This is a genomic window from Pseudomonas sp. NBRC 111132, assembly GCF_001320565.1.
Lineage (GTDB): Bacteria > Pseudomonadota > Gammaproteobacteria > Pseudomonadales > Pseudomonadaceae > Aquipseudomonas > Aquipseudomonas putida_P.
This window is the reverse complement of record NZ_BCBI01000105.1, coordinates 1-7,334: the sequence shown is the minus strand read 5'-3', so window position 1 is coordinate 7,334 and position 7,334 is coordinate 1. Positions and strand designations below refer to the sequence as shown.

8 protein-coding genes are annotated in these 7,334 nt (G+C 63.9%); 6 read left to right on the top strand and 2 right to left on the bottom strand.

Annotation, left to right across the window (positions count from 1 at the left end; genetic code table 11):
* On the top strand, positions 1–976 hold a 976-nt coding region (gene moaA, locus APH35_RS27585; RefSeq protein ID WP_082425865.1), incomplete at its 5' end, for a GTP 3',8-cyclase MoaA.
* A 20-nt stretch (positions 977–996) separates the two neighbouring features.
* Positions 997–1,896: a bestrophin family protein gene (locus tag APH35_RS27580; protein WP_060515818.1), complete on the top strand. Its 900-nt coding sequence runs from the start codon at positions 997–999 to the stop codon at positions 1,894–1,896.
* Positions 1,897–1,908: 12 nt separating this feature from the next.
* Here the strand turns inward: APH35_RS27580 and moaB are convergent, their stop codons facing one another.
* Positions 1,909–2,448: a molybdenum cofactor biosynthesis protein B gene (moaB, locus tag APH35_RS27575; protein ID WP_012273701.1), complete on the bottom strand. Its 540-nt coding sequence runs from the start codon at positions 2,446–2,448 to the stop codon at positions 1,909–1,911.
* Between the two features lie 141 nt (positions 2,449–2,589).
* On the opposite strand from moaB, the gene APH35_RS27570 reads away from it, so the two are divergent.
* Entirely contained in the window at positions 2,590–3,477 is an 888-nt protein-coding gene (locus tag APH35_RS27570; protein ID WP_012273702.1) for a LysR family transcriptional regulator, read from the top strand.
* Here APH35_RS27570 and APH35_RS27565 read toward each other — a convergent pair.
* Positions 3,465–4,247, bottom strand: coding sequence for an AraC family transcriptional regulator (locus APH35_RS27565; protein ID WP_060515817.1), 783 nt, complete (start codon positions 4,245–4,247; stop codon positions 3,465–3,467). The two genes, APH35_RS27570 and APH35_RS27565, sit on opposite strands and share 13 nt — an antisense overlap.
* A 260-nt stretch (positions 4,248–4,507) precedes the next feature.
* Between APH35_RS27565 and APH35_RS27560 the strand changes: the two genes are divergently transcribed.
* The 3 genes from APH35_RS27560 to APH35_RS27550 form a co-directional block, all read left to right on the top strand.
* A complete protein-coding gene (locus tag APH35_RS27560; RefSeq protein ID WP_060515816.1) occupies positions 4,508–6,121 on the top strand; it encodes an APC family permease in 1,614 nt (537 codons plus the stop codon).
* Positions 6,122–6,144: 23 nt separating this feature from the next.
* Entirely contained in the window at positions 6,145–7,071 is a 927-nt protein-coding gene (locus APH35_RS27555; RefSeq protein WP_012273705.1) for a 4-hydroxyproline epimerase, read from the top strand.
* 43 nt (positions 7,072–7,114) lie between these two features.
* A partial coding sequence (locus APH35_RS27550; protein ID WP_177335401.1) for a dihydrodipicolinate synthase family protein occupies positions 7,115–7,334 on the top strand: 220 nt, incomplete at its 3' end.

Genomic DNA, 7,334 nt, shown 5'->3' with positions numbered 1-7,334 from the left:
CGGCTTCAACCGGAAAATCGACTACCTGCGGATGTCGGTCACCGACCGCTGTGACTTCCGTTGCGTGTACTGCATGGCTGAAGACATGCAGTTTTTGCCGCGCCAGCAAATCCTCAGCCTCGAAGAACTGTTCCAGGTAGCCGAGCGCTTCGTCGCCCTGGGCACCCGCAAGATCCGCCTGACCGGCGGCGAGCCCCTTGTACGCCAGGGCATCGTCGAGCTGTGCGGGCGCATCGCCGCCCTGCCCGGCCTGCGCGAGCTGTGCATGACCAGCAATGGTTCGCAACTCGGGCGCCTGGCCCAGCCACTGTTCGACGCAGGCGTCACGCGCCTGAACATCAGCCTCGACAGCCTGGATACCGACCGCTTCAAACAGCTGACCCGCACCGGCGACCTGGCCCAAGTGGTCGCTGGCATCGACGCCGCACGCCAGGCCGGTTTCAAACGCACCAAGCTCAACTGCGTGGTACTCAAAGGCCGCAACGACCATGAACTGGTCGACCTGGTGCGTTTTGCCATCGACCGCGAACTGGACATCACCTTCATCGAAGAAATGCCACTGGGCACCATCAGCGAACATGAGCGCGGCGAATCGTTCTGCTCCAGCGATGAAGTACGTGAACGCCTGGCCGGGCAATTCACCCTGATCGAATCGACCGAGTCATCCCAAGGGCCGGCCCGTTACTGGCGCCTGGCCGAAGCGGCCAACACCCGGGTCGGTTTCATTTCCCCGCACAGCCACAACTTCTGCGCCACCTGCAACCGTGTGCGCCTCACCGTCGAAGGCCGCCTGCTGCTGTGCCTGGGCAACGAACATTCGGTAGACCTCAAGCACGTGCTGCGCGCCCACCCAGGCAACCCCGAGCGCCTGGAAAAGGCCATCCGCGATTCGCTGCACCTCAAGCCCTACCGCCATCACTTCGAAGTCGGCGGCGAGGTGCAGATCCTGCGCTTCATGAACATGACCGGCGGCTGAGCAGCCGCCTCTGGATTTCCATGATCGTCCACCCCACCCCCGATGTACTGCGTGTGCTGTTCACCCTCAAGGGGTCGATCGTCAAACGCATTGCCTTGCGTTGCCTGATGGTCACCCTGCTGGCCGCGCTGATCGTGCTGGTCGAGCGGCATTTCCCGGCGTTTTTCTACCCGGTCAGCGCCACCCCATTCACCTTGCTGGGCCTGTCGCTGTCGATTTTCATGAGCTTTCGCAACAACGCCTGCTACGACCGTTGGTGGGAGGGGCGCAAGGCCTGGGGCAAGCTGATCATCGAAACGCGTTCGTTCGTGCGTGAAAGCGTGGTCATTGCCGACCAGCAGTTGCGAGCCGAGCTGCTGCGCAGCCTGTGCGGCTATGCCCATGCACTGAATGCCCGGCTGCGTAACGAGGACGACCTGGCGGCCGCTCGCCCCTGGCTGGCCCGGCCGGAGACAATCAGCCCGCACAACGTGTGCGACGGTATCCTGCGTGAAATAGGCGAGCACTGCTCACGCCTGGCCGAACGACAACAGATCAGTGATTGGCGCTACAGCCTGCTGGAACAACGCCTGGTGGGCCTGACCGAAGTGCAGGCCACTTGCGAGCGGATCAAGTTCACCCCCTTGCCGTTTCCCTACACGCTGTTGCTGCACCGTACCATCTACATTTTTTGCATTCTGCTACCGTTTGCCCTGGCCGAGCCGCTGGGCTGGCTGGCGCCGTTGTTCACCACCATCGTGGGGTACACCTTCTTCGGGCTGGATGCGATTGGCAACGAACTGGAAGACCCATTCGGGCGGGATGAGAACGACCTGCCGACCGATGCCCTGGTGCGCACGGTGGAACGGGATGTGCTGGCGGGGCTGGGGGAACAGCAGTTACCACCGGCGTTGTTGCCGGTGGGGTATGTGTTGAGCTGACAGGCAGCAGCATCAGCCCCGGCTTGCACAGGCCTCGATCGGCAGCAGGTGTTTGACGAAGTTGCAGGGCCGGTGTCGGGCATCCAACTGCTCTGCCAAAATCCCCTCCCACGCGGTACGGCAAGCCCCGGTGGAGCCCGGCAGGCAGCATACCAAGGTTCTGTTGGACAACCCGGCCAGCGCCCGGCTTTGCACGGTCGAGCTGCCAATATCGAGAATCGACAACGCCCGGAACAGCTCGCCAAAACCATCGATACGCTTATCCAGCAGGCACTCGACTGCTTCTGGCGTGCTGTCGCGCCCGGTAAAGCCGGTACCACCGGTTATCAGCACCACCTGCACCTGCTCATCGGCAATCCAGGTAGCCACCTGGGCGCGGATCTTGTACAGGTCGTCCTTGAGCAGTGCCCGCGCCACCAGTCGATGGCCGATCTCTACCGAGCGGCTGGCCAGCAGCTCGCCGGAAGTATCGTTGTCGTAGGTACGGGTGTCGCTGACAGTCAGCACGGCGATGTTCAGCGGTACGAAGACCGCATCGGGTTGGACGCGCACGGTGAAGCTCCTTGAATGGCATTGTCACCACGCTAGAGGCATGGCCCCAGGTGCGTCCAATCGATATGGCGTACCGGCCGATCAATGACATCTATCGCAGACGTAGGTTATGGTCTGCACAACCAGACGCCAGGCACTTCCATGGACATCAAGCAGCTCAAGTTCCTCATCGCCCTCGACCAGACCCGCCACTTCGGCCAGGCCGCGGCGCTGTGCCATATCACCCAGCCGACGCTGTCCATGCGCCTGCGCAACCTGGAAGACGAACTGGACCTGGTACTGGTCAAGCGTGGCCAGCGCTTCGAGGGTTTCACCGAGGCCGGCGAGCGCATCCTGGCCTGGGCCCGCACCCTGCTCGCCGCCCACGACGGCCTGCAGGCCGAGGCCGCCAGCTGCCGCGGCCAGGTGGTCGGCAGCCTGCGCCTGGGCACCGTGCCGCTGGCCAGCTTCAACCCCATGCACCTGCTGCTGCCGCTGCGCGAAAAGTACCCCGAACTGCACTTTCAGCTCAGCTCGCTGAGCTCGGAGCAGGTCATCGACGGGCTCAGCCGCAACCAGCTCGACCTGGGTATCTGCTACCTGGACCAGGTCAACACCAGCTTCTTCGACGTGATCGAGCTGGGCACGACCACCATGGGCCTGCTGCACGACACTCGGCACTTCCAGTTCGCCAGCGACACGCTGCGTTGGGACGAACTCGGCGACATTCCGCTAGGGCTGCTGAGCAAAGGCATGCACTACCGCCAGTCGCTGGACCTGAGCTTCCGCAGCCGTGGCCTGGAGCCCAATGCGGTGCTGGAGAGCGACTCGAGCTTCCAGCTGATCCAGGCGATCAACACCGGCATGTGCTGCGCGATCATGCCACTGGACTGCGGCCTGGAAGACCTCAGCGAACACCTGCGTATCCTGCCGGTGGCCGACGCCGCCATCCATAGCCCGGTCGGTTTGCTGCTGCGCCGCAGCGAGCCGCGCTCGGCAATTGCCGAACAATGCTTTGCCGAAGCGCGCGGGCTGTTTCAAGCCACCTGATCGGCAGTCGCCTGGCGGTACTGGCGCGGGGTGAAGCCGGTCAGTTGCTTGAACTGGCGGCTGAAGGCGCTGTGGTCGGTGTAGCCGCAGCACATCGCCACTTCAGTGATCGGTAGCGCCGAATGCAGCAAGCGGTGGGCGTGCTCCAGGCGCGCCTTGTGGATCATCTGCCGGGGCGTGAGGTGGAACACCCGCTTGCAGTAGCGCTCCAGCTGGGCCACGGAAATGCCGGCAATGCGGGTCAGCTCGCCCATGCTGATCGGTTGGTGGAAATGCCGCCGAATATGCTCGTCCACCGCGGCCAGGCGCTGGTAGGCAGGGTGGCTGTCGGCGGCTGACTGCAAATCTACCGAAATGCCAACCAGGCCGATGATCTCGCCCGCCTGGTTGTACAACGGGCGCTTGTGGGTCAGGCACCAGCCCGGTTCACGGCTGCCGTACAGGTGTAGCTCCAACTGGTCTTCCAGTACCAGCCCCTCCTTGAGAACGCGACGGTCCTGCTCGGTGTAGCCAGGGCCCAGCTGTGCCGGAAACACTTCGGCGCTGGTCTTGCCCAGCAACGGCTGCAGGCGCTTGAGGCCGCAGCGCTGAACCAGGGTGTCGTTGGCCAGTACGTAACGGGCAGCCGGGTCCTTGATGAAGATGGCGGCGTTGGGGATGGCGTCGAGAATCGGCAGCAGCAGCGATACACCGGCGAGCAAGGCCTCGAGGGTGGCGGGGCGGTGCTGGTCGAGGGAATGGTAGAGGGTGGCCAAGGGGTTGACGGTCATCTTCGGTTCTCTGCTGGCTGTGCCGGCCCTTATGCAGTGTGGCTTTCAGCCTATCGTCCAGCTGTGCGCCTTGCCATCGTTTTTCTGCAACTGTGCCGATTTCGTCACCCCCTCTGCAGAAAACCATCAAGAACCGCCGACCCGACCGGTTCACTCTATGCCCCACGCAAGCCGCCCAAGTCCTACAAGAGCGCGGCCCAAAAAGCCGCATCTCGTGACATCAGACCTGCCTATCCAATAACCAACAAAAAGGCGAACCCATGTCAGGCAAATTCAAAAAACAGTTATCACTGCTGGACCTCACCTTCATCGGCCTAGGCGCCATCTTCGGCTCCGGCTGGCTGTTCGCCGCCAGCCACGTCTCGGCCATCGCTGGCCCGGCTGGCATCCTTTCCTGGTTCCTTGGCGGGTTCGCCGTACTGCTGCTGGGCATCGTCTACTGCGAGCTAGGCGCCGCCCTGCCCCGTGCCGGTGGCGTGGTGCGCTACCCGGTGTATTCGCACGGCCCACTGCTGGGCTACCTGATGGGCTTCATCACGCTGATCGCCTTTTCCAGCCTGATTGCCATCGAAGTGGTCGCCTCACGCCAATACGCCGCCGCCTGGTTTCCCGGGCTGACCAAGGCCAGCTCCAGTGACCCGACCGTACTCGGCTGGCTGGTGCAGTTCGCCCTGCTGGGGCTGTTCTTCTTCCTCAACTACCGCAGCGTGAAAACCTTCGCCAAGGCCAACAACCTGGTCAGCGTGTTCAAGTTCATTGTGCCGCTACTGGTGATCGGCGTGCTGTTCACCTTCTTCAAACCAGAAAACTTCGAGGTTCAGGGCTTTGCCCCATTCGGCTTGTCCGGCGTGGAAATGGCCGTGTCGGCGGGCGGCATCATCTTCGCCTACCTGGGCCTGACGCCGATCATTTCGGTGGCCAGCGAAGTGAAGAACCCGCAACGCACCATCCCGATCGCGCTGATCTTGTCTGTGCTGCTGTCCACTGCCATCTACGCCCTGCTGCAACTGGCCTTCCTTGGCAGTGTGCCCACCGAAATGCTGACCAACGGCTGGGCCAGCGTGACCAAGGAGCTGGCCCTGCCCTACCGAGATATCGCCCTGGCCCTGGGTGTGGGCTGGTTGGCCTACCTGGTGGTGGCCGATGCGGTGATTTCGCCCAGCGGCTGCGGCAACATCTACATGAACGCCACCCCGCGCGTGGTCTATGGCTGGGCGCAGACCGGCACCTTCTTCAAGTACTTCACCCGCATCGACGCAGAATCCGGCATCCCACGCCCGGCACTGTGGCTGACCTTTGGCCTGTCGGTGTTCTGGACCCTGCCGTTCCCATCGTGGGAAGCGCTGATCAACGTGGTATCGGCTGCCCTGGTACTGAGCTACGCCGTCGCCCCGGTCACCGTCGCCGCCCTGCGCCGCAACGCGCCAGACATGCCGCGCCCGTTCCGGGTCAAGGGCATGGGCGTGCTCGGCCCGCTGTCGTTCATCATCGCCGCGCTGATCGTGTACTGGTCGGGCTGGAACACCGTGTCGTGGTTGCTGGCCCTGCAGATCGTGATGTTCGTGCTGTACCTGCTGTGCGGCCGCTTCGTGCCCACCCAACACCTGTCGCTGGCCCAGCAAGTACGCTCGTCGGCGTGGCTGATCGGCTTCTACGCGGTGACCATCCTGCTGTCGTGGCTGGGCAGTTTTGGCGGCCTGGGCGTGCTAGCCCACCCGTTCGACACCCTGGCCGTGGCCGCCTGCGCGCTGGGCATCTACTACTGGGGCGCTGCGACTGGCGTACCTGCCCACCTGGTACGCCTGGAAGGTGAAGACGAAAGCGAAGCCAGCGCTGAAACCTATCCCAGCCGCCCCGCTGCCGTCGCTTCCTGATCTTTTACGCAAGGGACAAGCCCATGAAACAGATTCACGTCATCGACTCCCACACTGGCGGCGAACCCACCCGCCTGGTGATGAGGGGCTTCCCGCAACTGCACGGCCGCAGCATGGCCGAACAGCGTGACGAACTGCGCGAGCTGCACGACCAATGGCGCAAGGCCTGCCTGCTGGAGCCACGCGGCAACGATGTGCTGGTGGGCGCGCTGTACTGCCCGCCGGTGTCGGCCGACGCCACCTGCGGGGTGATCTTCTTCAACAACGCCGGCTACCTGAACATGTGCGGCCACGGCACCATCGGCCTGGTGGCCTCGCTGCAGCACCTGGGCCTGATCGCGCCGGGCGAGCACAAGATCGACACCCCGGTCGGCCAGGTCAGCGCCACCCTGCATGAAGACGGCGCCATCACCGTGGGCAACGTGCCCTCCTACCGGTACCGCCAGCAGGTGGCGGTGGCCGTGCCCGGCCATGGCGTGGTGCGCGGCGACATCGCCTGGGGCGGCAACTGGTTCTTCCTCGTTTCCGAGCATGGCCAGCGCATCGAACTGGATAACCGCGAAGCGCTGACCGAGTACACCTGGGCCATGCTCAAAGCCCTCGAAGCCCAGGGTATCACCGGCGAAAACGGCGCCCCCATCGACCACGTCGAGCTGTTCGCCGACGACGCCAACGCCGACAGCCGCAACTTCGTGATGTGCCCCGGCAAGGCTTACGACCGCTCGCCGTGCGGCACCGGCACCAGCGCCAAGCTGGCCTGCCTGGCCGCCGACGGCAAGCTTGCCGAAGGCCAGACCTGGGTGCAGGCCAGTATCACCGGTAGCCAGTTCCATGGCCGCTACGAGCACGACGGCGAGCGCATTCGCCCGTTCATCACCGGCCGCGCCTACATGACCGCCGACAGCACCCTGCTGATCGACGAACAGGACCCTTTCGCCTGGGGCATCTGACCCTCGGCCTTTTTCCGACTGAATACTGCTAGGAGTGATAACAATGACCGACAACATCTTCACCGGCACCATGCCTGCCCTGATGACCCCGTGCACCGCCGAGCGCAAGCCGGACTTCGACGCCCTGGTGCGCAAAGGCCGCGAACTCATCGAAGCCGGCATGAGCGCCGTGGTGTACTGCGGTTCGATGGGTGACTGGCCACTGTTGACCGAGGCCGAGCGCCAGGAAGGCGTGGCGCGCCTGGTGGCCGCCGGCATTCCAA

What these genes read in the sequence shown, in the direction of transcription:
- APH35_RS27580 (WP_060515818.1), top strand. Translation starts at nt 997, where the DNA reads ATGATCGTCCACCCCACCCCCGATGTACTGCGTGTGCTGTTCACCCTC.
- APH35_RS27555 (WP_012273705.1), top strand. Translation starts at nt 6,145, where the DNA reads ATGAAACAGATTCACGTCATCGACTCCCACACTGGCGGCGAACCCACC.
- APH35_RS27560 (WP_060515816.1), top strand. Translation starts at nt 4,508, where the DNA reads ATGTCAGGCAAATTCAAAAAACAGTTATCACTGCTGGACCTCACCTTC.
- APH35_RS27565 (WP_060515817.1), bottom strand. Translation starts at nt 4,247, where the DNA reads ATGACCGTCAACCCCTTGGCCACCCTCTACCATTCCCTCGACCAGCAC.
- APH35_RS27570 (WP_012273702.1), top strand. Translation starts at nt 2,590, where the DNA reads ATGGACATCAAGCAGCTCAAGTTCCTCATCGCCCTCGACCAGACCCGC.